This is a genomic window from Streptomyces sp. LE64, assembly GCF_052606915.1.
In genome coordinates this window covers 2,526,655-2,550,204 of the sequence record NZ_CP199708.1, presented here as the reverse complement: position 1 = coordinate 2,550,204, position 23,550 = coordinate 2,526,655, and the positions used below count along the sequence as shown (strand labels likewise).

Genomic DNA, 23,550 nt, shown 5'->3' with positions numbered 1-23,550 from the left:
CCTTCTGCCGAACCCTGCCTCCGTGCCCGCTCCCGCCGCGCCACGGCGTCCGGGAGCCGCGCCGTACGGGGGAGCGCGTACCCCCGACCGGCTCCGTCAAGGCCCGGCACTCGTGCACCATAAGCACCACCAGACCCACCGGACCCGTCCGTACGCTCAGTATGCGCGCCCGCACCGAAACGGGCCGTGCGCCCCGGGGTCTCCGGGGCGCACGGCCCGCCGTCGTGCGGGAACGGCCGTCAGTGGCCGCCGCTCTCCTTGAACCGGGCCACGGACCGGTCGATCTCGGCCTCGGCCTCGGCACGGCCCACCCAGTCGGCGCCCTCGACCGACTTGCCGGGCTCCAGGTCCTTGTAGACCTCGAAGAAGTGCTGGATCTCCAGGCGGTCGAACTCGGAGACGTGCTGGATGTCCCGCAGGTGCTCCACGCGCGGGTCGGACGCCGGCACGCACAGCAGCTTGTCGTCGCCGCCCGCCTCGTCCGTCATGCGGAACATGCCGATCGCGCGGCAGCGGATCAGGCAGCCCGGGAAGGTCGGCTCGTCCAGGATGACGAGGGCGTCCAGCGGGTCACCGTCCTCGCCGAGGGTGTTCTCCACGAACCCGTAGTCCGCCGGGTAGCTCGTCGACGTGAACAGTCGACGGTCGAGGCGGATGCGACCGGTCTCGTGGTCCACCTCGTACTTGTTGCGCGAACCCTTCGGAATCTCGATCGTGACGTCGAACTCCACCGGTGGCTCCTCCATGATCAGCACATAATTCTGGTAACACGGTGTCGTCCGCGCCGACCTCCCGAGGGCGGTCCGGCGCGGCCGGCGCCCGGGGGCGGCTACCGCCGTACGGACCCCCGCCCCCGTCCGGTTGGCGGTCGGGGTCCACCGGGAAGTCGTACCCCCGGCAAGACGCAGTGGTTAAGTGTCCCTCACCCAAGTGTGTGATCGCGAAAGGGGCTGGTCGATCGTGCCGGAGCTGCCGGAGCCGACGCCGTCGCCGCGCGCCCGGGCGTTCGTCGAACGCTCCCGGGCGCTGCTCGCCGGACTCCGCACGCTCCGCCCCGTGGACCTCAGGACCTGGCAGGTCACGACGGTCGCCGCGGTGACCGGCCTGGCCCTGGCGACGGGCTCCCTGGCGCTCACCGGCCCCTGGGACGCGTCGGGGCAGCGTACGGCGGAGCGGGACCGGGCCGCCGCCCTGCGCACCGAGGGTGGTGCACATCACGAGGCCCCGGGCGGCGGCGCGGGCGCCCGGGCGCCCAAGACCCCGCCGCGCGCCCCCGCAGTGCTCGACGCACTGGGCGGGGCGGGCACCACGGGGGCCCGGGCCCCGCTGCCCGGCGCCGCCGCCCTCGGCAAGCGCCTGGGGCCGCTGCTCGACGGGGCGCCCCCCGGGACCCGCACCGGGGCAGCGGTGGTGGACGCCGCCACCGGCGAACTGCTCTGGGGCAAGGACCCCGGCACGGCGCTGACCCCCGCCTCCACCACCAAGGTCGCCACCGCGGTGGCCGCGCTGACCGCACCCGGCCCCGACCACCGGATCACCACCCGCACGGTCCTGGAACCCGCCGCCGGCAAGGAACCGGCCCGGGTGGTCCTGGTGGGCGGCGGCGATCCGACCCTCACCGCCCGCGAGGACGCCCGCGGCAACGCCTCCCTGCGCGACCTGGCGCAGGCGACGGCGCGCGCCCTCGCCGACGGAGGCACCCGGGAGGTGCGGCTCGGGTACGACACCTCCCTGTACTCAGGGCCTCCGGTTCACCCCATCGGGCGCAACGACAACATCGCGTCCGTGACCCCCCTGATGGTGGACGAGGGACGCCTGGACGACTCCTCCAGCGGACCCGCACCGCGCAGCGAGGACCCCGCGAAGGACGCCGCCGCCCGCTTCGCCGCCCTGCTCGCCGACCGCGGCCTCGCGGTGAAGGGCGCCGCCGCCCCGGCCAAGGCCGCCGCCGGGGCCCGGGAGCTGGCCGAGGTCGCCTCCCCGCCGGTGTCGGCCCTGGTCGAACGGATGCTGACGCACAGCGACAACGACCTCGCGGAGGCCCTGGTCCGTCAGGTCGCCCTCGCCTCCGGCCAGCCGGCCAGCTTCAAGGGCGGCGAGGCCGCGATGAAGCGGCGGCTCGGCGGGCTGGGGGTGCCGCTCGGCGGGGTGCGCTTCGCCGACGGCAGCGGGCTCGACCGGGCCGACCGGCTGGCGCCCGGCACCCTCACGGCACTGCTCGCCGCCGCCTCCCGCCCCGAGGGCGCCGCCCTGCGCCCGGCGCTGACCGGGCTGCCGGTCGCCGGCTTCACCGGCACTCTGAGGAACCGTTACTCCTCCGGGTCCGACGCCGCCGGCACCGGCCTGGTGCGGGCCAAGACCGGCACCCTGACCGGGGTGCACGCGCTCGCCGGCACGGTCGTCGACCGGGACGGCCGGCTGCTCGCCTTCACGTTCCTGAGCGACGGGCCCGCCACCGATCCCGCCGCCGCCCAGTCCCGCCTGGACCGGATGGCCGCCGCCCTGACCGCCTGCGGCTGTGCCTGACCCGGCGCCGGGGGCGTCCCCACGGGGGCACCGGTCCCGTACGGTTGACGCATGACGAGCATCGGTGGTGCGGAGATGGTCGACTGGAACCTCGCGGTGGCGACCGCGACCCGCCTGGTGAGGCCGGGTCCCGAGGTCAGCCGGGACGAGGCGCGGGCGATCGTCGCGGAACTGCGGCGGCACGCCAAGGCGTCGGAGGAACACGTCCGCGCCTACACGCGGATGGTCGACCCGGACGGTGCGACCCCCGCCGGGCCGGAGCACGACACCCCGGTCCTGGTCGTGGACCGGCCGGGCTGGGTCAAGGCGAACGTCGCGGGCTTCCGCGAGATCCTCAAGCCCCTGCTGGAGAAGATGCAGGAGCGCCGCGGCGGACCCGGCAACGCGGTGCTGGGCGCGGTCGGCGGCAAGGTCACCGGCGTGGAACTCGGCATGCTGCTGTCGTTCCTGTCCTCCCGGGTGCTCGGCCAGTACGAGACCTTCGCCCCGGCCACCCGGGACCTGCCCGCCGCCCCCGGCGGAGGCGGGCGGCTCCTGCTGGTCGCGCCCAACATCGTCCACGTGGAGCGGGAGCTGGACGTGGACCCGCGGGACTTCCGGCTCTGGGTCTGCCTCCACGAGGAGACCCACCGCACCCAGTTCACCGCCGTGCCCTGGCTGCGCGACCACCTGGAGGGCGAGATCCAGACCTTCCTGGCGGAGACCGACGTCGACCCGATGACCTTCCTGGAACGCATCCGGGAGGCCGCGCAGTCGCTCGCCGGAGGCCGCCCCGAGGGCGAGGAGGACGACGGCGGCCGTTCCCTGGTGGAACTGGTGCAGACCCCCGCCCAGCGGGAGGTCCTGGGGCGGCTGACGGCGGTGATGTCCCTGCTCGAAGGGCACGCCGACTACGTGATGGACGGGGTCGGCCCCGCTGTGGTGCCCTCGGTCGCGGAGATCCGGGAGAAGTTCCAGCAGCGGAGGGCCCGGGGCGCCTCCCGACTCGACCAGACGCTGCGCAAGCTCCTCGGCCTGGACGCCAAGCTCCGTCAGTACCGCGACGGCGAGCGCTTCGTGCGGGCGGTGGTCGACCAGGTCGGCATGGACGGCTTCAACCGCGCCTGGACCTCCCCGAACACGCTCCCCACCAAGGCGGAGATCGGCAGGCCCGCGGACTGGATCGCACGGGTGCACGGCAAGACGGGGGAATGAGCCGAACGGCCGACGGCAGGACGGCGCCCGCGCAATCACCCGTCCGAGGGACCGTGGGCCCCTGACAGGCGTGCAATGCTCGGGGAACGGCTCGGTTCTGTCACCATCGACGCACTCTGAGTGATCGGGCGGCGCGGCAGCGACCCGCCCGATCGCCTGGGAACCGAAACGGCACCACGCTCACGGGCGGTGCCCCGGGGACCTCCGGGGCGCGCGCCCGACCCCGAACTCCACGAAGGGAACCGGACATGGGTCCCCATCCAGCGGTCGCGGCGATACGCCTGGCGGTCCGCCGCGTCCTCCACGACCTGCTCACCGAACACCACCTGCTCGCCGAAGACGACCGCCCCCCCGCGGTACCCGCGCCCGCCCCCCACGCCGTCGGCGCACCCGCTCCCCGCACTCCCCCCGCACCCCCCTCGGCGCCGAGCGCCGGGGTTTCCGACGCGTCCCCGCTGGTGCTGGTCGCCTGCTCCGGCGGCGCCGACTCCGTCGCCCTCGCCTCCGCCCTCGCCTTCGAGGCCCCCAAGCTCGGCGTCCGCGCCGGCGGCGTCACCGTCGACCACGGGCTCCAACCCGGCTCCGGGACCCGCGCCGCCGAGGTGGCCGCCCGGCTCGCCGCCCTCGGACTCGACCCGGTCGACACGGTCACCGTGACCGTGGGGCGCGACGGCGGGCCCGAAGCCGCCGCCCGGGACGCCCGCTACGCCGCCCTGGACGCCGCCGCCGAACGCCACGGCGCCGCCGCGGTCCTCCTCGGCCACACCCGCGACGACCAGGCCGAGACCGTGCTGCTGGGCCTCGCCCGCGGCTCCGGCATCCGTTCGCTGTCCGGGATGGCGCCCGTCTCCGGCACCGGCGGACGCTACCGCCGCCCCTTCCTCCACCTCGACCGGCAGACCGCCCGCACGGCCTGCCTCGCCCAACACCTCCCGGTCTGGGACGACCCGCACAACGCCGACCCGGCCTACACCCGCTCGCGGCTGCGCCACGAGGGCCTGCCCGCACTGGAGAAGGCCCTCGGCAAGGGCGTCGTCGAGGCCCTCGCCCGCACCGCCCAGCTGTCCCGGGACGACGCCGACGCCCTGGACGCCTGGGCCGCGCAGGCCGAGCGGTCGGTGCGCGACCCGGCCGGGCTGTTGGAGTGCGCCAAGCTGTCCGCGCTGCCGCCCGCGGTGCGCCGCCGGGTGCTGCGCCGCGCGGCCATCGACGCGGGCGCCCCCGCCGGCTCGCTGTTCGCCCGGCACATCGAGGAGGTCGACCGGTTGATCACCGGTTGGCGCGGCCAGGGGGCGATCAATCTCCCCGGCCGGGTCGTGGCCCAGCGCCAGGGTGGCAGACTGGTGATCCGGCAGAGCTGAGTCGGGCCCCGCGGGCCCGGCACCGGCCCGGACGATCGAAAGTGATGCGGGTGGACGCGAAAGACATGGGCACCGACCTCCAGTCGGTGCTCATCACCAAGGAAGAGATCGACGCGAAGCTGGCCGAGCTGGCCGCGAAGATCGACGCGGAGTACGCGGGCAAGGACCTGCTGATCGTCGGCGTCCTGAAGGGCGCCGTGATGGTGATGGCGGACCTGGCGCGGGCGCTGTCCACCCCCCTCACGATGGACTGGATGGCGGTGTCCTCGTACGGCGCGGGCACCCAGTCCTCCGGGGTGGTCCGGATCCTCAAGGACCTCGACACCGACATCAAGGGCAAGCACGTCCTGGTCGTCGAGGACATCATCGACTCCGGACTGACCCTGTCCTGGCTGATCTCCAACCTCGGTTCGCGCGAGCCCGCCTCCCTCAAGGTGTGCACGCTGCTGCGCAAGCCGGAGGCGGCGAAGGTCGCCATCGACGTCGAGTGGGTCGGCTTCGACATCCCCAACGAGTTCGTCGTGGGCTACGGCCTCGACTACGCGGAGAAGTACCGGAACCTGCCGTTCGTGGGTACGCTCGCGCCCCACGTCTACGGCGGCTGAACCGCGCGGCCAGGCCCCCGGCGGGAACCCTCGTGCGGTTCCCGCCGTTGGAGCAAGCGGCGGCGGGATTGCCGCGGGATTGGCACCGGCACGCTGCGGCTCCGGGTGACAATGCTGGGGTACCGTCCGAAGAACAGTCTTTATCAAACTCACTATGGCAGGAGGGACGGGGCGACACCGCTCCGTATGGATGGACGTGAAGCGATACTTCCGTGGGCCCGTGATGTGGATCGTGCTGGCCGTCCTCGCCGTGGTCGTGTTGATGCAGGTCGTCGGCTCGTCCGGCGGCTACAAGACGGTGGACACCGGCCAGGTCATCCAGGCCATCAGCAACAACCAGGTGAAGTCTGCCCAGCTCACCACGGGCAACTCCCAGACCATCAAGATCACGCTGAAGGACGGCCAGAAGGTCGAGGGCGAGACCAAGGTCCAGGCCAGCTACATCGGTGACCAGGGCGCCGACCTCGCCGCCGACCTCCAGGCCAAGTACCAGGACAAGCAGATCCCCGACGGCTACACCGTCTCGCCCTCGAAGGACAACCCCTTCGTCGGCATCCTGCTCTCCCTGCTGCCGTTCGTCCTGATCGTGGTCGTCTTCCTGTTCCTGATGAACCAGATGCAGGGCGGCGGCTCCCGGGTGATGAACTTCGGGAAGTCCAAGGCCAAGCTGATCAGCAAGGACACCCCGAAGACCACCTTCGCCGACGTGGCCGGATCCGACGAGGCCGTCGAGGAACTCCACGAGATCAAGGAGTTCCTCCAGGAGCCGGCGAAGTTCCAGGCCGTGGGCGCCAAGATCCCCAAGGGCGTGCTGCTCTACGGCCCGCCCGGCACGGGCAAGACCCTCCTCGCCCGTGCCGTGGCCGGCGAGGCCGGGGTGCCGTTCTACTCGATCTCGGGTTCCGACTTCGTCGAGATGTTCGTCGGCGTCGGCGCCTCCCGGGTCCGCGACCTCTTCGAGCAGGCCAAGGCGAACGCCCCGGCGATCGTCTTCGTCGACGAGATCGACGCGGTCGGCCGCCACCGCGGCGCCGGCCTCGGCGGCGGTCACGACGAGCGCGAGCAGACCCTCAACCAGCTGCTCGTGGAGATGGACGGCTTCGACGTGAAGGGCGGCGTCATCCTGATCGCCGCCACCAACCGGCCCGACATCCTCGACCCGGCGCTGCTGCGCCCGGGCCGCTTCGACCGACAGATCGCCGTGGACCGCCCCGACATGCAGGGCCGCCTGGAGATCCTCAAGGTCCACCAGAAGGGCAAGCCCGTCGCCCAGGACGTCGACCTGGCCGCGGTCGCCCGCCGCACCCCCGGCTTCACCGGTGCGGACCTGAGCAACGTCCTCAACGAGGCCGCGCTGCTCACCGCCCGCAGCGACAAGAAGCTGATCGACAACCACATGCTGGACGAGGCCATCGACCGCGTCGTGGCGGGCCCGCAGAAGCGGACCCGGATCATGTCGGACAAGGAGAAGAAGATCACCGCGTACCACGAGGGCGGACACGCCCTGGTCGCGGCGGCCTCCCCCAACTCCGACCCGGTGCACAAGATCACGATCCTCTCGCGGGGCCGCGCCCTGGGCTACACGATGGTCCTCCCCGAGGAGGACAAGTACTCCACCACGCGCAACGAGATGCTCGACCAGCTGGCGTACATGCTGGGCGGGCGCGCGGCGGAGGAGCTGGTCTTCCACGACCCGACCACCGGCGCCGCCAACGACATCGAGAAGGCCACGACCACCGCGCGCGCGATGGTCACGCAGTACGGCATGACCGAGCGGCTCGGCGCGATCAAGTTCGGCGGCGACAACACCGAGCCGTTCCTCGGCCGGGAGATGGCGCACCAGCGCGACTACTCGGAAGAGGTCGCCGCGCTCGTCGACGAAGAGGTCAAGAAGCTCATCGAGAACGCGCACAACGAGGCGTGGGAGATTCTCGTCGAGAACCGGGACGTCCTCGACAACCTGGTCCTCCAGCTGCTGGAGCGGGAGACGCTGGGCAAGGAGGAGATCGCCGAGATCTTCGCCCCCATCGTCAAGCGTCCGGCCCGCCCGGCGTGGACGGGCTCCTCGCGCCGCACCCCCTCCACGCGTCCGCCGGTCCTCTCCCCGAAGGAGCTGTCGTTGACCAACGGCGGCACCCCGACGCTGTCGACCACCAAGGCCGACGCGACCCCGGTCGCCCCGGCCGAGACGCCGACGACCCCGGAGGACGGCCCCGCGCAGGGCTGACCCGCACCGACACGGAGAAGGCCGTGACCGGGCTTCGGCCCCGGTCACGGCCTTCTCCTCGTCCTCGACCGTTGCGGGCGTGCCGCCTTCCCCTGGTTAGGCTGGGGGTGCGCGGCATCTCGGTGTGCCCCGCACGTACACGTCTGTACGGCTGACACGTCTGTACGGCTAAGGAACGAGGCAGACCATGACCGACCCCGTCACACTGGACGGCGAGGGCACGATAGGCGAGTTCGACGCGAAGCGGGCGGAGGCCGCCGTCCGGGAACTGCTCATCGCCGTGGGGGAGGACCCCGACCGCGAGGGGCTGCGGGACACCCCCGCCCGGGTCGCCCGCGCCTACCGGGAGATCCTGGCCGGGTTGTGGCAGGAGCCGGAGGACGTCCTCACCACCACCTTCGACCTCGGGCACGACGAGATGGTCCTGGTGAAGGACATCGAGATCGTGTCCCTGTGCGAGCACCACCTGCTGCCGTTCCACGGGGTGGCCCACATCGGGTACATCCCCGCCGAGTCCGGCAAGATCACCGGACTGTCGAAGCTGGCCCGGCTGGTCGAGGTCTTCGCCCGGCGGCCCCAGGTGCAGGAGCGGCTGACCACGCAGATCGCCGACTCGCTGGTGCGCATCCTGGACGCCCGGGGCGCGATCGTGGTGGTCGAGGCCGAGCACATGTGCATGTCGGTGCGGGGCATCCGCAAGCCGGGCGCCAAGACGACGACCTCCGCGGTGCGCGGGCAGTTGCGGGACGCCACCACCCGCGCCGAGGCGATGAGCCTGATCCTGGCGCGCTGAGCCCCGACCCCCGCGCGCGGGGCCGGCCCGGGGGACGGGTCAGGCCCCGCGGGCCTCGGTGCCGGGCGGGTGGGGGGTGTCGTCGTCCTCCGGGAGCCTGCAGACCCGTTCGAGGAAGAGCGCGGCCAGTATCACGGCGATCCCGGCGAGGACCGAGAAGCCGGCGTAGACGGCCTGGTCCCGGCGGGCCGGCACGTCCAGCGAGCCGAGCAGGAAGACCCCCACCCCGCCGTAGACGCCGGCGATCAACGCCGCGACCAGGGCACTGGCCTGGCCGAAGACCAGGGCCCGGGCGGCCATCAGCGGGTCGACGCCCTTGGCGCCCGGCTCCCGGTCGCGCTGGGCGCGCAGCCGTGCCCGTAGCGACAGCGCCGTGGCGCCGAGGACCACCGCGATGACCGCGAGCACGATGGGCGCGGCCAGCGGCACCCCGGGCAGCGTGCCGAGGGAGTCCCACAGACGGGCTCCCGCCCAGGACACCAGGCCGGCCCCCAGGAAGAGGCCGAGCAGGGTCCTGATGCGCAGCTGGTTCACGTCGCCCCTTCGCGTCGGTCGGTCGCGGTCCGGTGTCCTCGGGCCGTGCGCGGTCGTGCCGTTCCGTCTGACCTTAACGACTACTCGGGCAACCGGAGTTCCAGGTCGGGGCGCGGCGTGACGCCGTCGCGGGACACCCCGGCGAGCAGGGCGGCCACCGGACCGCGGCCGGGGACCTCGGCATCGGGATCGACGTCGTGCCAGGGCACCAGGACGAAGGCCCGCTGGTGGGCGCGCGGGTGCGGCAGGGTGAGCTGCGGGTCCTCGGAGACCGTGTCGGCGTGGGCGATCACGTCGACGTCCAGGGTGCGCGGCCCCCAGCGCTCGGTGCGGACCCGGGCGAACGCCTCCTCCACGGCCTGGGCGCGCTCCAGCAGCGAACCGGGCGGCAGGGTGGTCCGTACGAGCACCACGGCGTTGAAGTAGGAGGGCTGGGAGCCGGGCTCGACGCCCCAGGGCGCGGTCTCGTAGACGGGGGAGACGGCCGTCACCCGTAGCCCGGGGGTGTCCTCCAGCGCGTCCACGGCGCCCTGGAGGTTCTCCAAGCGGTTGCCCAGGTTGCTGCCGAGGGAGAGCACGGCGCGCCGGGGGTTGCTGAGGGTGGTGTCGGCGGCGTCCACCCGTGCGGTGACCTCGGCGGGCACCGGCTGGACGGTGGGGTCGCCGGTGCTGTCGTCCGGGCGGGTCATGCGCGGCTCCGGGTGATGGTGACCGTCACGTCGTCGAACGGGACGGTGATGGGGGCGTCGGGCTTGTGCACGCACACCTCGACCTCCTGCACGGCCTCGTGGGCGAGGCAGGAGAGGGCGATGCGTTCGGCGAGGGTCTCCACGAGGTTGACCGGCTCGCCCTCCACGATGGCGACGACCTCCTCGGCGACGATGCCGTAGTGGACGGTCTTCTCCAGGTCGTCGCCGGCCGCGGCCGGCCGGGTGTCGAGGCCCAGGACCACGTCCACCAGGAAGGTCTGGCCCTCCTCGCGTTCCCGGGGGAACACCCCGTGGTGGCCGCGGGCCTTCAGGCCGCGCAGTGCGACACGATCCACGCCTTCACTCCTGCCTCGTCGCTGTCGTCGCTGTCTTCGTCGTTCGTCCTGCGTGCGGTTCACGCCCCGATCGAGGCTACCCGGGCCCGTCGCCCTCGACGGGGCGCGGGGGCCGCCGCGCACCGCCCTGGCGGTCGGCGCAGGTCAGGGTGGCGGGTCCGGGGGTTCCTCGGTCGCGTCGGGGTCGGTCTCGGCGAGGACCGGGGACGCGTGGTGGGACCAGAGCTTCCACCCCTGCGGGGTCTGCCGGAACACGTTGGTGGCCACCACCAGCTGTCCCACCAGCGGCCCCAGCTCGCCGCCGTCCTTCGGTGCGGGCCCACCGCTGAGGATGTTCTCGGTGCAGGTCACCAGTGCCGTTCCCGCGGAGACGGTGACCTGCACGTCGGTGAGGAAGAACTGGATGTACTCGGTGTTCGCCATGATCAGCGCGTAGGAGCGCAGCACTTCGCCGCGTCCGCCCAGCGGGTGCCAGCCCGGGTGCACGCAGGAGACCCGGGGCCCGGTGCCGGGGGGCGTGTCCGGGAGGTCGCGGTCGTCGAGCCAGAGGTCGGACAGGGCGTCGAAGTCGCCGCGCTCGACCGCCTCGTAGTAGGCGGTGTTGGCGCGTTCCACGGCCTCCTGTTCGGGTGTCGTCGGGCCGGGGTCCCCGGGGAGCTCGGGACCGTCGGGGGCGGAGTGGGAGGAAGTCAACGGGCTCCTTCGACGGCACGGGCCACCCGGACGGCGTCCGCGGTGGCGTGCACTTCGTGGACACGGACCGCCCAGGCACCGTGGTGCGCGGCGAGCGCCGAGACGGCGGCGGTCGCGGCGTCCCGTTCGCGGGCGGGCGGCGGGGCGCCCTCGGGACCGGCGAGGACCCGGCCGAGGAAGCGCTTGCGGGAGGCGGCGACCAGCAGCGGGTGGCCGAGGGAGCGCAGCCGGTCCAGGCGGGCGAGAAGGGTCAGGTCGTGGTCGGCGTCCTTGGAGAAGCCGAGACCGGGATCGACCACGATCCGGTCCGGGGCCACGCCGCCGGCCAGCACCGCGTCCACCCGGGCCCGCAGTTCGTCGACGACCTCGGCGACGACGTCGGAGTAGACCCCGCGGACGGCGGGTCCCGTCAGGAAGCCCCGCCAGTGCATCACCACGAAGGGCGCGCCGGCAGCGGCGACGACCGGCACCATCGCCGGGTCGGCGAGTCCGCCGCTGACGTCGTTGACCAGGGTGGCGCCGGCGGCCAGCGCCCGCTCGGCGACCGGGGCGCGCATGGTGTCGACGGAGACCACCACCCCCTCGGAGACCAGCCCGCGCACCACGGGGACGACCCGGCGCAGTTCCTCGTCCTCGTCGACCCGCAGGGCGCCCGGGCGGGTGGACTCGCCGCCCACGTCGATCAGGTCGGCGCCCCGGGCGACCAGGTCCAGGCCGTGCTTGACGGCGGCGGTGGTGTCGAACCACCGGCCTCCGTCGGAGAAGGAGTCCGGGGTCACGTTGACGACGCCCATGACCGCGCAGCGGTCCCAGTCGGGCAGTCCGGCGACCCGGCCACGGCCTTGGAGGTGGTTCATGCCTCCAGCGTAGGCCCGTACGGGTGGTGCCGTTCCCCCGACCGGGTGGTGTGCACCGGCTGGAACCGCTCAGTCACCGGGCACCGCGTCCGGGGCGGTCGGTCCGCCGGGGGCGCCCTCCGGGCCCGTCCCGGCGGACCGGCGCAGCGCCGTGTGGAGCCCGGCCGGGGTGAGCACCCCGAGGAAGCGCCCGCCCGCCCCGTCGGCCGCGGACCCGGTCGGGGCGCGGACCGCGACCCAGCCCGTGTCGTGCTGGAGCATGGCGGCGAGCGCCTGCCGGAGGGAGGCCCCCAGCGGCACCCAGGCGTCCAGGGGCCGGGCGTGCTCGCCGGCCGTGCCGGTGTGCGCCCGCGCGTGCGCCGCGGACACCCAGCCCCGCGGGGCGCCGTCCGCATCCAGGACGACCGCCCAGGGCGCGTCCACCTCGCGGGGGAGCGCGTCGTCCGTCCGCACCACCGGCGGCCGCTCCAGGTCGCGCTCCTCGACCGCGGTCACGGCCAGCCGCTTCAGCCCCCGGTCGGCGCCCACGAAGTCGGCGACGTACGCACCGGCCGGGGCGCCCAGCACGGTCGCCGGGGTGTCGAACTGCTCGATGCGGCCCTGCCCGTAGACGGCGATCCGGTCGCCGAGCCGGACGGCCTCCTCGATGTCGTGGGTGACGAACAGCACCGTCTTGCGCACCTCCCGCTGGAGCCGGAGGAACTCCGACTGGAGGCGTTCGCGGACCACCGGGTCGACCGCGCCGAACGGTTCGTCCATCAGCAGCACCGGCGGATCGGCGGCCAGCGCGCGGGCCACCCCCACCCGTTGGCGCTGCCCGCCGGAGAGCTGGTCGGGGTAGCGGGCGCCGTGCACGGCCGGGTCGAGGCCGACCAGCTCCAGCAACTCGGCTGCCCGGGCCCGGGCCGCGGCGCGCCGCACGCCCAACAGGTGCGGCACGGTCGCCGTGTTGTCGAGGACGGTGCGGTGCGGGAAGAGGCCCACCTGCTGGATCACGTAGCCGATGCCGCGCCGCAGGGCGACCGGGTCGGCGCCGGCGACGTCCGCGCCGTCCAGCAGGACCCGTCCGGAGGTCGGTTCGACCAGCCGGTTCACCATCTTCATGGTGGTGGTCTTGCCGCAGCCGGACGGGCCGACCAGGGTGACCAGCTCACCCGCCGCGACCTCGAACGACAGTCCGTCGACGGCGCTGGTGCCGTCGGCGTAGCGCTTGCTGACGTTCTCGAACCGGATCAAGGCTCCCCCTACGGGTGCGGGACGGACGGTACGGGTGGGACGGCCGACCGGAGAACGCCGTCGGACGCCGCCGGGCGGGGTGCGTGCCCGCCCGGACGACCGGGTAGTCCCAGGTTGACAGACGGGCGTGCGAAGGGGACCGGGTGTGCCCGGCGCGCGCCGGGGGAGAAGCGGGGACGGGGAGGTGATCCGGTGGGCATGCGCGGCTGTCTGGTGACGAACGACTGGATCTGCGGTGAGTACCTGCGCTCCCGCGCACCGGAGTTGTGGGAGGCGACGCTGCAACACCTGGCGCTCACCGCCGCGTCGGTGACGATCGGCTGCGCCGTCGCCCTGCCGCTGGCCCTGGTGGCCCGGCGTTGGCGGGCGTTGGCCGGCCCGGTCCTCGGGCTCACCACGCTGCTGTACTCGGTGCCCTCGCTGGCGATGTTCTCGCTGCTGCTGCCCCTGTTCGGACTCTCGGCGGCCCTCGTGGTCACCGGACTGGCGCTGTACTCGCTCACCATCCTGGTCCGCGGCGCGCTGCTGGGCCTGGAGTCGGTGCCCGAGGAGGTCCGGGAGGCGGCCCGGGGCATGGGGTACGGGCCGCTGCGCCGGCTGTGGGAGGTCGAACTCCCGCTGGCGCTGCCCGCGCTGCTCGCCGCCGTCCGGATCGCCACCGTCGCCACGGTGGCGCTCGCCACGGTCGGCGCGATCGTCGGCCACGGCGGCCTCGGCACCCTGATCCTGGACGGCCTCGACACCAGCTTCAGGGCGCAGGTGCTCACCGCCTCGCTGCTGTGCGTCCTGCTGGCGGTCGCCGCGGACCTCCTGCTGCTGTACCTCGGCCGGCTGCTCACCCCGTGGCGGCGGACCGCCCGCGCCACCGGCCGCGGAAGGGCGGTGCGCACGGCGTGAACGCCATCCCGGGGGCGTACGACTGGCTCACCACGGGCGCCAACTGGCAGGGCGAACGGGGCATCTGGCGCAGACTCCTCGAACACCTCCACCTCAGCGGGGTCAGCCTGTTGGTCAGTGGTGCGATCGCGCTGCCGCTCGCCCTCTGGCTCGGCCACCTCGGCCGGGGCGGGACGCTCGCGGTCAACCTCGCCAACGTCGGCCGCGCGGTGCCCACCCTGGCCGTCCTGGTGCTGCTCACCCTCACCCCGCTGGGCGCCTACGGCGACCTGCCGACCCTGATCGCCCTGGTGCTGTTCGCGGTGCCCCCGCTGCTCACCCAGACCTACACCGGCGTGCGCGGGGTGGACCGGTCGGTGGTGGAGGCGGCCCGGGGCATGGGCATGAGCGGCTGGCAACTCTTCGCCCGGGTCGAACTGCCGCTCGCCTACCCCGTGGTGGCGGGCGCCGTCCGCTCGGCGGCGGTGCAGGTGGTCGCCACGGCCACGCTCGCCGCCATGGCCGGGGAGGGCGGCCTCGGCCGGATCATAACCGCCGGGTTCAGTCTCCAGGACACCGCCCAGGTCGTCGCCGGCGCCTTCCTGGTCGCGGTGCTGGCCCTGCTGGTGGAGGGCGTGCTGGTGCTCGCCGGCCGGCTGGGGGACCCGATGCGGGGACGGCCGCGCACAGCCCGCTGAGCTGGTGGTGCGCCCCCGGCGGACACGGGGCGCGCGTTGCGAACGGAAAAGAAGTCGGTCCCGCACGCATCAGGGAGAGGGAGACATTCGATGCAGAACGCCCGAGACGGCCGCCCGGCCGCGGACACCCCCGCGGAGCCCGGCCCCCCGGGGGCCGCGACACCCCCCGTCACCCGGTGGACGCACCGTCGAACACCGCGCGGAGCAGCACGGACCGTGCTCGCCGCGCTCTCCGTGGCGGCCCTGACCGCGGGGCTCGCCGGCTGCGCGGGCAGCAGCCTGGAGGAGGGCGAGGACGGCGGCGGTGCGGGCGGCGGGAAGCAGGGGTCCCTCGTCGTGGGCTCCGCCGGATTCACCGAGGCGAAGATCCTCGCCCGGCTCTATCAACAGGTGCTCTCCGAGGCCGGATACGCCACCACGGTGAAGACCGTCGAGAACCGCGAGATCTACGCCCCGGCCCTGGAGAAGGGCACCGTCGACGTCGTCCCCGAATACGCCGCGACGCTCGCCGAATTCCTCAACCGCGACGAAAACGGCCCCGACGCGGAGCCCGTGGCGTCCAGTGATGTCGGCGCCACCGTGGCCGAGTTGAAGAAGCTCGCCGAACCGCGCGGTCTGAAGGTACTACCCGCGGGGAAGGCAGTCGACCAGAACGCGTTCGCCGTCAGCGCCGAATTCGCGGAGAAACACGGTCTCAGGTCCCTTTCGGATCTCGGCAGGAGCGGCGAGAAGGTCACCATCGCCGCCGGCGAGGAATGCGAGGTGCGGACCTTCTGCGCGCCCGGCCTCCGGAAGACGTACGGGATCGACGTCGCCGGGGTCGACCCCAAGGGCGTGGGGACCGTCCAGTCGAAGCAGGCCGTCAAGGACGGTACGGACCAACTGGTCCTGACGACGACCACCGACGCCACCCTCGACGCCTTCGGGCTCGTCCTGCTGGCCGACGACAAGAAGCTCCAGAACGCCGACAACGTCCTTCCGGTGGTGAACGCCGACGACGCCGGGGACCCGCGCATAGCCGACGCCCTGGGCGAGTTGACCGCCGTCCTCACCACGGACGATCTCGTGGAACTCAACCGCCGGGTCGACGTCGAGCGGCGCAAGGAGGCGGATGTGGCGAAGGAGTATCTGGAGTCCAAGGGACTCGTGGAGAAGTAAAGCGCGGGCCCCGAGCCGATTTTGTGCGGGCGGGTCGGCAACATTGACCCGTGCGCGGTAAGTTTCTCGCTATGCCACGTGGACGCCACCGCCATTCGCCGCCCCTGCACCGGCTGCTCCCGCCCACGGTGATCGCCGGAGCTTCCGTTCTCTGCGCCTCGGGCGCCTGGTTCATCTCCGAAACCGCGCTATTGCGGGGGCTCGTTGCGGGTGCCGCGGCGGCGGCCGTCGCCGGCTCGGTCGTGATGCGGAACTGGGACCTGTCGGCCGGCCGGCGGGTCGCGGAACTCCGACGGGCCCGCACCCGTGACGAGTGGCGCTTCGAGGAACGCCTCGCCGAAGTCGAGGGCGAGCTGGAGGCGGCCCGCGCGGCGCGCGGCAAGCTGGAAATGCGACTGCGCGCCAAGCGCGCCGAACTCACCGCCCTGCGCGGCGAGCACGCGGCACTGCTGCGCCGGTACGCCAATGCCGAGACGGAACGGGCCAGCGCCCTGGAGGGCCACCGCAAGCTCGCCCGGGAGAGCACCGCGGCCCCGACCGCCGTGCCGCCGAAGGCGGCGCCGGTGGCGACCGTCGAGCTGTACCGGCAGGCCAACGAGGCGCTGAGCGTGCTGGCCCGCCGCAAGGCGGCCCCCGCGGTGGCCCCGTCCGCCGGAACCCCGCCCGAGGCGGCGCCGCCCGCGTCCCCCCGGGCCGCCGCCGGCCCGTCGACGGCGACCCCGTCCCGGGCGACCGTCCCGCCCCGGGCGACGGCCGCCTCCGCCGAGGCGGCGCCCGCCCCCACCGAGGCGGCTCCCCCCGGCCTCGCGAAGGCGGTGGGCACGGCCCCGACGAAGCCCTCCGCACCGGCTCCCGCCGGCCCGCCGACGAAGGCCACGCCGACGAAGGCCATGCAGGCGGAGGCTCCGGTGGCGAAGGCGCCGGCGCCCCGGCCCGTCGGTGCCGCGCCCACCGCTCCGGCGGCCACGCCGGCGCCCACCGCGGTGCCCGCGCCGGCGCGGGCGACCCCCGCCCCGGCGGTCCCCGCGGACCACGAGCGGGCGCCCGCGGTTCCCGCTCCGGCGTCCCGGGCGGCGGCCGTCGTCCCGCCGCTGCCCCCGCGCCCGCGCCCGGTCACGGGCGGCTTCGACTACTTCGGCAACAAGTCCGCGCCCCCGGCGCGCCCCGCCGCCGGGGCGGTGCGGAACGAGGACGTCACCGATCTCGCCGACGTCGTCGGCGAGGAGGCGCTCGCCCTGCACAAGGCGGCCTCGGAAGCGGAGTTCAAGGCGTCCAGCGAGGCCGAGCGCGGCATCGGCCAGGTCGTGGACCTGACCGCGCACGACGAGACGGAGCCCATCGACCTGCACGGCCTCCGCTCGGCGCTGCGCGCCTGACCGACGTCCCGCCGGCCCGGTCGGGCACCCCGTGGACCACGGGGTGCCCGACCGGGCCGGTGCACGTCCGGCCCCGTCTCCGGTGCGTCGGTGCGAGGGGGAGCCGGCTCAGGGACGCGCCGGGACGTCGAACGGAAGCGGGCGCCGGAACACCACCATGGGACGGCCGGGGCCCCCGTGGTCCTCGACGGTGGTCGCCGCGAAGCCGAGGCGGCGGTGGAAGGCGATCGAGCCGCTGTTGGCCGGTGAGGTGATCGCCTTCAACCGCCGGGCCCCCCGCTCTCCGGCGGCCCCGGCGAACGCCGTGTAGAGCCGGCGCCCCAGACCCGTCTCCCGGGCGTCGTCCCGGACGGCGACGAGGTGCACGTACCCCGTACGGGTGGGAGTGACGAAGCCGAAGAGGTACCCGTGGACGCCGTCCGCGGCCCGGGCGCGCCAGACAGGTCCCCTCGAACTCCTGGACGAGTGCCAGCAGGTGCAGGGAGCGGAGGTCGCGCTCCCCCCAGTACCGGCGGTGAGCGGCGAGGACCTCGTGGAAGTCGGCGACGGTGGCCGCCGCGATCTCTGGTCGGGGCACGCCGGGATGGTGCCCGCTCCGGTCCCCGGCGACGCGCGGATCAGGTCATCCACCGGTCCGGGGTCGCGGTGCGTCGACCGGTGCGGGACCGTTCGACCTGCGCGGCCCACAGCGCCCGCGCCTCCTCGACGTCCCGCAGCCGGGTGGGCAGGCTCTTGTTGGCGCCGGTCTCCACGTGGACGTCCGCCAGTCCCAGCCGACGCTGCCAGGGGCCCTGGGTGAACCGCACGCTCTGCACCTTGGCGTGCGGCACCAGCGACAGGCTGCGTCGCAGCAGTCCGTGCCGGGTGGCGAACACGGTGCCGGTGGCGGCGAAGCCGTACCCCCGCCACCACAGCGGGACGCACCAGCGGGCTCGCTGCGGCGGCCGGGACAGCGAGGCGGGAACGGTCACCCCGGGCAGTATCCGGGCGATCACCTCGACGGCGAGCGCCCGCGGGGCCACCGGCAGCAGCACCGAGTCGGAGGAGCCGGCCACGTCCAGTTCGACGCGCACCCAGTCGCGCCGCCGCCACAGCAGCGGCTCCTCGATCCGGACGGTCTGCACCCGGCCCGGCGGCACCGTCTCGTGCATCCGGTCGAGCAGCCCGTAGTCGATGCGCAGTCCGTCCGGCGACTCGGACAGCGTCCAGTCGTACTCCTTCAGGAACCGGCCCGCCGAACCGTTGAGCGCGATGCCCAGCACCGGCAGCCCCGCCCCGAGCACCGCCCAGGGGCTGTGGGTGACGTTCCACAGGAACACCGCCAGCACCACCGCGCACACCAGCGCGATCCAGGGGCCGCCACTCAGCAGTACCGCCACGACGAGCTGGCGCGGCGCCACCCGGACCAGTTCCCGGGCCGGGGCCTCGCCGACCGCGGGGGCGCTCTCCGGGGCGAACCCGGCGGCGCGGGCCAGCAGTTCGGCCCGGAGCGCCCGGGCCTCCTCGGCGCTCAGGAAGGCCAGTTCGTCCTTCTCCTTGTCGGCGCCGACGACGTCCAGCTTCAGTTTGGAGACGCCCAGCACGCGGGCCAGGAGCGGTTGGGCCACGTCGACGGCCTGGATGCGGTCCAAGCGGATGTGGGCCGTGCGCTTGAAGAGGAGCCCGGTGCGGATGCGCAGTTCGGTGTCGGTGACGGCGAAACGGGTGTACCACCAGCTCAGCACCCCGTAGAGGGCGCCGGTCAGCAGGAGGGCGGCGATGCCGGCGAGGAGGTACCGCAGGTCGAGGGAGGTCATCCGGTCCCGGGCCCCGTCGGGGTCGTGCACCGCCCAGCCGGCGACGGCCGCGATCGGCGCCCAGGCCCGGCGCAGCGGGGTGACCGGGTGCAGCCGTCGTTCCACCGGCTCGGCGGCGGCGCCCGCGGCCGCGGGCGGTGCCGGCGGCCTCGCGAGTTCGGGTGCGGTGGGGTCCGGGGTGGTCACAGGCCCGCCGATCGGGCCTCGCCCAGCTCGGTGAGCCGGTCGCGCAGCCGCTCGGCCTCCTCGGGGAGCAGCCCGGGGATGCGGCCGTCGGACGCGGCGGCGGCCGTGTGCAGTTGCACGCTGGCCAGCCCGAAGCGCCGTTCCACCGGCCCGGAGGTGACCTCCACGAGCTGCATCCGCCCGTAGGGGACCGCCGTCTGCTGGTGCCACAGCACGCCCCGGCTGATCAGCAGGTCGTCGGCGCGCTCGGTGTACCGCCAGGAGCGCCAGTTGCGGGCCAGCAGCGGCCAGCCCCACAGCAGCAGGCCCAGCGGCAGCACCGCGAAGGCGGCCCAGCCGGGGCCGACGAACAGCCCGAGGAGCAGGCCGGTGGCCACCGTCAGCGGCACCAACCACACCACCAGCAGCAGTCGGCGCATCCGCAGCAGCCCCCGGGGCAACCCGGTCCACACCGGTTCGGCCGCCGTGCCCGGACCGCCGTCCCCGCCGGCACCGCCGTCGCGTCCGGCCCCCGCGTCCGCGGCCCGCCCCGCGTTCCCCGTTTCCATGCGGCCAGCGTACGTAAGGGAGACTGGGTGCATGACACCCATGACGCCCGGGCCCGTGGCGAGCGGTTCGGCGACGGAGACCGTGGTCGGCATCGGCGGTGCCGCGGAGAACACCGACATGGTGCTCAACATCGGCCCCCAGCACCCCTCCACCCACGGGGTGCTGCGGTTGCGGCTGGTGCTGGACGGCGAGCGCATCCGGCAGGCGGAGCCGGTCATCGGCTACATGCACCGCGGTGCGGAGAAGCTGTTCGAGGCGCGTGACTACCGGCAGATCGTCATGCTCGCCAACCGCCACGACTGGCTCTCCGCGTTCTCCAACGAGCTGGGCGTGGTGCTCGCCGTGGAGCGGATGCTCGGCATGGAGGTGCCCGAGCGGGCGGTGTGGCTGCGCACCCTGCTGGCCGAGCTGAACCGGGTGCTGAACCACCTGATGTTCCTCGGCTCCTACCCGCTGGAGCTGGGCGGCATCACCCCGGTGTTCCACGCCTTCCGGGAGCGCGAGGAGCTCCAGACGGTGATGGAGGAGGTCTCCGGCGGTCGGATGCACTACATGTTCAACCGGGTCGGCGGCCTGAAGGAGGACCTGCCGGCGGGGTGGACCGGACGGGCCCGGGAGGCGGTCGCCTCGGTGCGGTCCCGGATGGACGTGTACGACCGGCTGGTGCTCGGCAACGAGATCTTCCGGGGCCGCACCCGGGGGGTGGGCGTCCTCGCGCCGAAGACGGTGCACGCGTACGGGGTGAGCGGTCCGATCGCCCGGGCCTCCGGCGTCGACTTCGACCTGCGGCGCGACGAGCCGTACCTGGCGTACGGGGAACTGGGCGAGGTGCTGCGCGTGGTCACCCGCGCGGACGGCGACTGCCTGGCCCGCTTCGAGTGCCTGCTGGAGCAGACGCACAACTCCCTCGACCTGGCCGTCGCCTGTCTGGACCGGCTCGCGGAGCTGCCGCCCGGCCCGGTCAACCAGCGGCTGCCGAAGGTGCTGAAGGCGCCGGAGGGCCACACCTACGCCTGGACCGAGAACCCGCTCGGGGTGAACGGCTACTACCTGGTGTCCAAGGGCGAGAAGACCCCGTACCGGCTGAAGCTGCGCTCGGCCTCGTTCAACAACGTCCAGGTCCTGACCGAGCTGCTGCCCGGGACGTTGGTCGCCGACATGGTGTCCATCCTGGGGTCGCTGTTCTTCGTGGTCGGCGACATCGACAAGTAGGGCCCGCACCGCCCGGTGAGGGCCTCAGTCGGAGAGCGGGTCGTCGATCCCCACCGGCTGGAGCAGCCAGGTGAAGTCGCCGAGCCCGCCGGGCGCGGTCAGTTCGGCGGCCTCGCCGGCGCGCGCCAGGGCGCGCAGGTAGCCGGCGGGATCGCCGGTGGCGAGGGCGATCGGCGGCCGGCGTCCGCTCACCCCGAGGGCGTGCAGGGCGGCCCGCTGCGCGAGCAGCCGCCCGCCCGGCAGGGCGCAGGCGTCGAGGGCCACGTGCGCGGTGACGTCGCAGCTCCCGTCGGGGACGGGCGGCACCTCGCGGCCCGCCCGGAAGCCGGTGAGCGTGCCGTACGGGGGCCGGGCCGTCCGCGGATGGGCGTAGTCGACGGCGACCGCGAGCCCGGCGGCGAGCGTGGCCGCGGCCGCGGCCCAGGCGGTGTCCCGGGGGCGTCCGATCTCGATGCGGAGCCCGGGGGCGGGCCGGCCGTCCGGGCCGGTGGGCAGCGGCCACCAGCGGTGGGCCCAGGCGGCGTCGGCCGGTGCCGCCGCCGCCAGCGGCCGGCCGAGGGACTCGGTGCCGTCCGGGGCGACCAGCACCTGCCGGACCACCCCGTCCCGATCGGTCGCGGCCACGTCCAGCGGGACGTTGTCCAGCCACTCGTTGGCGAACAGCAGGCCCCGCCGGGCGGGGGGCGGCTCGGTGCGCCACTCGATCCGGTGGTCGAGCCCGTCCGGTCGGTCCGCGCGTTCCACGGCCACCGCCCGGGTGCGCCCGGCGACCTCGCCGGGCAGCGCCGCGAGCACCCCGGCCACCAGTTCCCCGCGGCCCGCCCCCAGGTCCACGAAGGCCAGCTCCGGGGGGTGCCCCAGCGCCTCGTCGACCCGGCACAGCAGCCCGGCCACCGCCCCGGCGAAGAGCGGCGAGGCGTGCACGGAGGTGCGGAAGTGCCCGGCGGGCCCCTCGGGGCGCCGGTAAAAGCCCCGCGGCCCGTACAGCGCCTCCTCCGTCGCCGCCCGCCAGCCGCGCACCCCCGCGGGCGCGCCCGCGCTCTTGGGGGCTCCCGCGTCGTGCGCCCGCTGCGTCCCGTCCGTCACCTCGTCCTCACGGTTCCTCGTCCGTCCCGTCGTCGGTCACGTCGTCTCACGTCGTCTCACGTCGTCCTCAGGCCGACAGGCTAGGGCCAGCGGGGGCCCACCCCGTCCGCAGCGGTGGGCTCCCGCGTCGGGACGACCCCCGCTCCTCCGCGCCGACGAGGGGCGGGGCCGGGGGCCGGCCGCCGGAACGGCGGGGGCGTCCACCTAGCGGAGTACGCGTGTGCAACGGGGATGGGACCTCCGGTTGACCCCGGCGGGGGGCGCGGCTACCTACCCTGGGTTACGTGCAGCGTGTCTACGATTTCCTCCGCAGCCACCCGACCGGGGTCGACGTCTTCTGGGCCGTCGTCCTGCTCGGGCTCAACCTGGCGGGACTGATCAGCACGGCGCAGACGCCGCCACCGCCGGACGAGGAAGTGGTCGGTGCCGTCCTCAGCCCGGTGTCCGTGGTGCTGTCGTTGCTGCTGTCACTGGTGATCGCGCTGCGCAGACGGGCCCCGGAGCGGATGCTCGTGCTCGGCGTGGTGATCGGTCTGGCCCAGCTGGCCCTCGACATCCCGCCGATGCTGTCGAACTTCGCCCTGCTGGTGATCGTCTACACGGTGGCGGCGGACGGCGTGGGCTGGGCCTCCCGGCTGGCGTTGACGGCCGGGCTCGCCGCGGCTCCGCTCTCGCAACTGCGTTGGCCGGACACCGGGCAGAGCGCGCTGCGCAACCTGTTCTTCATGCTCTTCCTGACGGTGCCCTTCGCCCTGGCCTGGGTGCTGGGCGACTCCATCCGCACCCGCCGCGCCTATCTGGCCCAGCTGGAGGAGCGCGCCGCCCGGCTGGAGCGGGAACGGGAGGCGCAGGCCAAGGTGGCGGTCGCCGCCGAGCGGGCCCGCATCGCGCGCGAGCTGCACGACGTGGTGGCGCACAACGTCTCCGTCATGGTCGTCCAGGCCGACGGCGCCGCCTACGTGCTGGACGCCGCGCCCGACCAGGCGCGCAAGGCGCTGGAGACCATCTCCGGCACCGGCCGTCAGGCGCTCGCCGAGATGCGTCGGCTGCTCGGGGTGCTGCGCACCGGGGAGCCGGAGGAGGCCGGCGAGTACGTGCCCCAGCCCGACGTGGAGCAACTCGGCGACCTGGTGGAGCAGTGCCGCACCGCGGGGCTCCCGGTCGACTTCAAGGTCGAGGGCACGCCCCGCCCGCTGCCCAGCGGGGTGGAGCTGACCGCGTACCGCATCGTGCAGGAGGCCCTGACCAACACCCGCAAGCACGGCGGGCCCAACGCGGGGGCGAGCGTGCGGCTCGTCTACTTCGACGACGGCCTCGGCCTGCTGGTGGAGGACGACGGCAAGGGCGCGCCCCAGGAGATGTACCAGGACGGTGGCGCGGACGGCCAGGGGCACGGTCTGATCGGCATGCGGGAGCGGGTCGGCATGGTCGGCGGCACCCTGGACGCCGGCCCCCGCCCGGGCGGGGGCTTCCGGATCAGCGTGCTGCTCCCGCTCAAGCCCGCACACTGAAGGGGTGCACCCGGCCGGCACCGTCCGCGCC

22 protein-coding genes and 1 pseudogene are annotated in these 23,550 nt (G+C 74.2%); 12 read left to right on the top strand and 11 right to left on the bottom strand.

All coding sequences use genetic code 11. The annotated features are described in order from the left end of the window. Nucleotides 1-239: 239 nt before the first annotated feature. The gene (locus ACSMX9_RS11450; RefSeq protein WP_351238417.1) at nt 240-731 is read right to left on the bottom strand and encodes an inorganic diphosphatase; all 492 of its coding nucleotides are present in this window, start codon (nt 729-731) and stop codon (nt 240-242) included. Nucleotides 732-960: 229 nt separating this feature from the next. Between ACSMX9_RS11450 and dacB the strand changes: the two genes are divergently transcribed. From dacB to folE, 6 genes are all read left to right on the top strand, one after another. After that, a complete protein-coding gene (gene dacB / locus ACSMX9_RS11445; protein ID WP_445402113.1) occupies nt 961-2,526 on the top strand; it encodes a D-alanyl-D-alanine carboxypeptidase/D-alanyl-D-alanine endopeptidase in 1,566 nt (521 codons plus the stop codon). Nucleotides 2,527-2,577: 51 nt separating this feature from the next. After that, nucleotides 2,578-3,720, top strand: coding sequence for a zinc-dependent metalloprotease (locus ACSMX9_RS11440; protein ID WP_445402111.1), 1,143 nt, complete (start codon nt 2,578-2,580; stop codon nt 3,718-3,720). Nucleotides 3,721-3,968: 248 nt separating this feature from the next. Continuing rightward, on the top strand, nt 3,969-5,081 hold the full coding sequence (tilS, locus tag ACSMX9_RS11435) for a tRNA lysidine(34) synthetase TilS (protein WP_445402109.1): 1,113 nt from the start codon (nt 3,969-3,971) through the stop codon (nt 5,079-5,081). A 44-nt stretch (nt 5,082-5,125) separates the two neighbouring features. Then, on the top strand, nt 5,126-5,686 hold the full coding sequence (gene hpt / locus ACSMX9_RS11430; protein WP_351238289.1) for a hypoxanthine phosphoribosyltransferase: 561 nt from the start codon (nt 5,126-5,128) through the stop codon (nt 5,684-5,686). A 190-nt stretch (nt 5,687-5,876) separates the two neighbouring features. Continuing rightward, complete coding sequence (gene ftsH / locus ACSMX9_RS11425; RefSeq protein ID WP_351238291.1) at nt 5,877-7,913, top strand: ATP-dependent zinc metalloprotease FtsH; 2,037 nt, start codon at nt 5,877-5,879, stop codon at nt 7,911-7,913. Between the two features lie 187 nt (nt 7,914-8,100). After that, complete coding sequence (folE, locus tag ACSMX9_RS11420) at nt 8,101-8,706, top strand: GTP cyclohydrolase I FolE (protein ID WP_445402107.1); 606 nt, start codon at nt 8,101-8,103, stop codon at nt 8,704-8,706. Between the two features lie 39 nt (nt 8,707-8,745). Here the strand turns inward: folE and ACSMX9_RS11415 are convergent, their stop codons facing one another. The 6 genes from ACSMX9_RS11415 to ACSMX9_RS11390 all read right to left on the bottom strand — a co-directional run bounded on the left by ACSMX9_RS11415 (nt 8,746) and on the right by ACSMX9_RS11390 (nt 13,071). Continuing rightward, nucleotides 8,746-9,240: a DUF3180 domain-containing protein gene (locus ACSMX9_RS11415; protein WP_445402105.1), complete on the bottom strand. Its 495-nt coding sequence runs from the start codon at nt 9,238-9,240 to the stop codon at nt 8,746-8,748. An 80-nt stretch (nt 9,241-9,320) separates the two neighbouring features. Then, nucleotides 9,321-9,929 (bottom strand): 2-amino-4-hydroxy-6-hydroxymethyldihydropteridine diphosphokinase, encoded by a 609-nt coding sequence (folK, locus tag ACSMX9_RS11410; RefSeq protein ID WP_445402103.1) that lies wholly within the window; start codon nt 9,927-9,929, stop codon nt 9,321-9,323. Beyond that, entirely contained in the window at nt 9,926-10,285 is a 360-nt protein-coding gene (gene folB / locus ACSMX9_RS11405; RefSeq protein WP_445402101.1) for a dihydroneopterin aldolase, read from the bottom strand. The genes folK and folB overlap by 4 nt, the downstream gene beginning before the upstream one ends. 144 nt (nt 10,286-10,429) lie before the next feature. Further along, nucleotides 10,430-10,900 carry a nuclear transport factor 2 family protein gene (locus ACSMX9_RS11400; protein WP_445402958.1) on the bottom strand — a complete coding sequence of 157 codons (471 nt, stop codon included), beginning with the start codon at nt 10,898-10,900 and terminating at the stop codon, nt 10,430-10,432. A gap of 74 nt (nt 10,901-10,974) precedes the next feature. Further along, nucleotides 10,975-11,835 (bottom strand): dihydropteroate synthase, encoded by an 861-nt coding sequence (folP, locus tag ACSMX9_RS11395; protein WP_445402099.1) that lies wholly within the window; start codon nt 11,833-11,835, stop codon nt 10,975-10,977. A 69-nt stretch (nt 11,836-11,904) separates the two neighbouring features. Further along, entirely contained in the window at nt 11,905-13,071 is a 1,167-nt protein-coding gene (locus tag ACSMX9_RS11390) for an ABC transporter ATP-binding protein (RefSeq protein ID WP_445402097.1), read from the bottom strand. A 198-nt stretch (nt 13,072-13,269) separates the two neighbouring features. On the opposite strand from ACSMX9_RS11390, the gene ACSMX9_RS11385 reads away from it, so the two are divergent. From ACSMX9_RS11385 to ACSMX9_RS11370, 4 genes are all read left to right on the top strand, one after another. Continuing rightward, entirely contained in the window at nt 13,270-13,968 is a 699-nt protein-coding gene (locus ACSMX9_RS11385; protein WP_445402095.1) for an ABC transporter permease, read from the top strand. Next, nucleotides 13,965-14,645 carry an ABC transporter permease gene (locus tag ACSMX9_RS11380; protein WP_445402093.1) on the top strand — a complete coding sequence of 227 codons (681 nt, stop codon included), beginning with the start codon at nt 13,965-13,967 and terminating at the stop codon, nt 14,643-14,645. Before ACSMX9_RS11385 ends, ACSMX9_RS11380 begins: the two co-directional genes overlap by 4 nt. A gap of 90 nt (nt 14,646-14,735) precedes the next feature. Beyond that, on the top strand, nt 14,736-15,803 hold the full coding sequence (locus tag ACSMX9_RS11375) for an ABC transporter substrate-binding protein (RefSeq protein WP_445402090.1): 1,068 nt from the start codon (nt 14,736-14,738) through the stop codon (nt 15,801-15,803). Between the two features lie 71 nt (nt 15,804-15,874). Beyond that, entirely contained in the window at nt 15,875-17,179 is a 1,305-nt protein-coding gene (locus tag ACSMX9_RS11370) for a hypothetical protein (protein ID WP_445402088.1), read from the top strand. A 108-nt stretch (nt 17,180-17,287) separates the two neighbouring features. On the opposite strand, the pseudogene ACSMX9_RS11365 reads toward ACSMX9_RS11370, so the two are convergent. The 3 genes and pseudogenes from ACSMX9_RS11365 to ACSMX9_RS11355 all read right to left on the bottom strand — a co-directional run bounded on the left by ACSMX9_RS11365 (nt 17,288) and on the right by ACSMX9_RS11355 (nt 19,709). Continuing rightward, nucleotides 17,288-17,756: pseudogene (locus tag ACSMX9_RS11365) on the bottom strand (GNAT family N-acetyltransferase). A 40-nt stretch (nt 17,757-17,796) separates the two neighbouring features. After that, nucleotides 17,797-19,161, bottom strand: coding sequence for a PH domain-containing protein (locus tag ACSMX9_RS11360; RefSeq protein WP_445402086.1), 1,365 nt, complete (start codon nt 19,159-19,161; stop codon nt 17,797-17,799). Continuing rightward, the gene (locus tag ACSMX9_RS11355) at nt 19,158-19,709 is read right to left on the bottom strand and encodes a PH domain-containing protein (protein WP_445402084.1); all 552 of its coding nucleotides are present in this window, start codon (nt 19,707-19,709) and stop codon (nt 19,158-19,160) included. The genes ACSMX9_RS11360 and ACSMX9_RS11355 overlap by 4 nt, the downstream gene beginning before the upstream one ends. 31 nt (nt 19,710-19,740) lie before the next feature. On the opposite strand from ACSMX9_RS11355, the gene ACSMX9_RS11350 reads away from it, so the two are divergent. Next, nucleotides 19,741-20,922 (top strand): NADH-quinone oxidoreductase subunit D, encoded by a 1,182-nt coding sequence (locus tag ACSMX9_RS11350; protein ID WP_445402083.1) that lies wholly within the window; start codon nt 19,741-19,743, stop codon nt 20,920-20,922. 24 nt (nt 20,923-20,946) lie between these two features. On the opposite strand, the gene ACSMX9_RS11345 is transcribed toward ACSMX9_RS11350, so the two are convergent. Continuing rightward, entirely contained in the window at nt 20,947-22,008 is a 1,062-nt protein-coding gene (locus ACSMX9_RS11345; protein ID WP_445402081.1) for an SAM-dependent methyltransferase, read from the bottom strand. Nucleotides 22,009-22,292: 284 nt separating this feature from the next. Here ACSMX9_RS11345 and ACSMX9_RS11340 point away from each other — a divergent pair, with 284 nt between their 5' ends. Next, on the top strand, nt 22,293-23,519 hold the full coding sequence (locus ACSMX9_RS11340; RefSeq protein ID WP_445402079.1) for a sensor histidine kinase: 1,227 nt from the start codon (nt 22,293-22,295) through the stop codon (nt 23,517-23,519). The last annotated feature ends 31 nt before the right edge of the window (nt 23,520-23,550 follow it).

Excerpts from the sequence above, each read along its gene's own strand:
- ACSMX9_RS11370 (WP_445402088.1), top strand. The coding sequence starts at position 15,875 with ATGCCACGTGGACGCCACCGCCATTCGCCGCCCCTGCACCGGCTGCTC.
- folE (WP_445402107.1), top strand. The coding sequence starts at position 8,101 with ATGACCGACCCCGTCACACTGGACGGCGAGGGCACGATAGGCGAGTTC.
- ACSMX9_RS11440 (WP_445402111.1), top strand. The coding sequence starts at position 2,578 with ATGACGAGCATCGGTGGTGCGGAGATGGTCGACTGGAACCTCGCGGTG.
- tilS (WP_445402109.1), top strand. The coding sequence starts at position 3,969 with ATGGGTCCCCATCCAGCGGTCGCGGCGATACGCCTGGCGGTCCGCCGC.
- ACSMX9_RS11375 (WP_445402090.1), top strand. The coding sequence starts at position 14,736 with ATGCAGAACGCCCGAGACGGCCGCCCGGCCGCGGACACCCCCGCGGAG.
- folK (WP_445402103.1), bottom strand. The coding sequence starts at position 9,929 with ATGACCCGCCCGGACGACAGCACCGGCGACCCCACCGTCCAGCCGGTG.
- ACSMX9_RS11350 (WP_445402083.1), top strand. The coding sequence starts at position 19,741 with ATGACACCCATGACGCCCGGGCCCGTGGCGAGCGGTTCGGCGACGGAG.
- ftsH (WP_351238291.1), top strand. The coding sequence starts at position 5,877 with ATGGACGTGAAGCGATACTTCCGTGGGCCCGTGATGTGGATCGTGCTG.
- ACSMX9_RS11355 (WP_445402084.1), bottom strand. The coding sequence starts at position 19,709 with ATGGAAACGGGGAACGCGGGGCGGGCCGCGGACGCGGGGGCCGGACGC.
- hpt (WP_351238289.1), top strand. The coding sequence starts at position 5,126 with ATGCGGGTGGACGCGAAAGACATGGGCACCGACCTCCAGTCGGTGCTC.
- folP (WP_445402099.1), bottom strand. The coding sequence starts at position 11,835 with ATGAACCACCTCCAAGGCCGTGGCCGGGTCGCCGGACTGCCCGACTGG.
- ACSMX9_RS11385 (WP_445402095.1), top strand. The coding sequence starts at position 13,270 with ATGCGCGGCTGTCTGGTGACGAACGACTGGATCTGCGGTGAGTACCTG.